General features: G+C 60.2%; 1 protein-coding gene. It reads right to left on the bottom strand.

The genetic code is table 11. The annotated features are described in order from the left end of the window. Window positions 1-98 precede the first annotated feature (98 nt). On the bottom strand, window positions 99-882 hold a 784-nt coding region (locus tag OQK_RS01045; RefSeq protein ID WP_038860230.1), incomplete at its 5' end, for a cyclic peptide export ABC transporter.

Here is an 882-nt window from a genome sequence, read left to right as displayed (position 1 = left end):
AGGTATAGTTGTTAATGGTTCTTATTCATCTCATTAAGACGAGGAAGCCGCGGCAAACCGGAAAAGTTTTTTCTCCGGCCCGGTCGCGGCTGCCTCGATCAGGCGGTTTGCAGTTCGCTTCTGACCTTGCCGGCCTCCATGCGCACCAGTTGATCGGCGACGTCGAAATAACGGTCGTCGTGGGAAATCACGATGATGGTTTTGCCCAGACGCTTGAGGTCGGGCAGCAGCTCGGTATAGAAGATCCGCCGGAAGGTCGGGTCCTGATCCGCCGCCCATTCATCGAACACCAGCACTGGGCGCTCTTCGAGCCAGGCGTTGACCAGTGCCAGGCGTTTGCGCTGGCCTGTGGACAGGTCGGTGGTGCTGAACGCGCCGTCGCGCACGCTGACCTTGTGCGCGATCTCCAGACGTTCGAGGTAGCGGGTGGCATCCTGCGGCACTTCACGATCGCCCTGGATCAAGTCATCGAACAGGTAGTAGTCAGCGAAGATCGTCGTGAAATTCTGCCGGTAATCATCGCGATTGACCGCAGTGATCGGCTTGTCGTTAACGCGAATTTCGCCCTCGGTCGGCGCGTACAGGCCCAGGAGCAATTTGATCAGCGTGGTTTTGCCGCAGCCGTTCTCACCGACGATGAACACGATGTCGCCCTGTTCGATGCGCAGGTTCACCGGGCCGAGGCGGAACGGCTCGCTGCCTTCGACGGGCGGGAAGGCGTAGCGCACGTTGCGCAGTTCCAGGCTGTTGACGGCGGCTGGCTTGCTGCCCTGATCCTGCAGCAACAGGTGCGGCTCCGGTGAGGAGAACTGTTCGCTGAGTTCGGCAATGCGGCGGAAGGCAATCTGCGCGCGGCTGATGATCGGCAGGGTGCTGATCAAG

Source organism: Pseudomonas sp. R62 (genome assembly GCF_000257605.1).
Lineage (GTDB): Bacteria > Pseudomonadota > Gammaproteobacteria > Pseudomonadales > Pseudomonadaceae > Aquipseudomonas > Aquipseudomonas atacamensis.
This window is presented reverse-complemented; position numbering and strand designations above follow the sequence as displayed.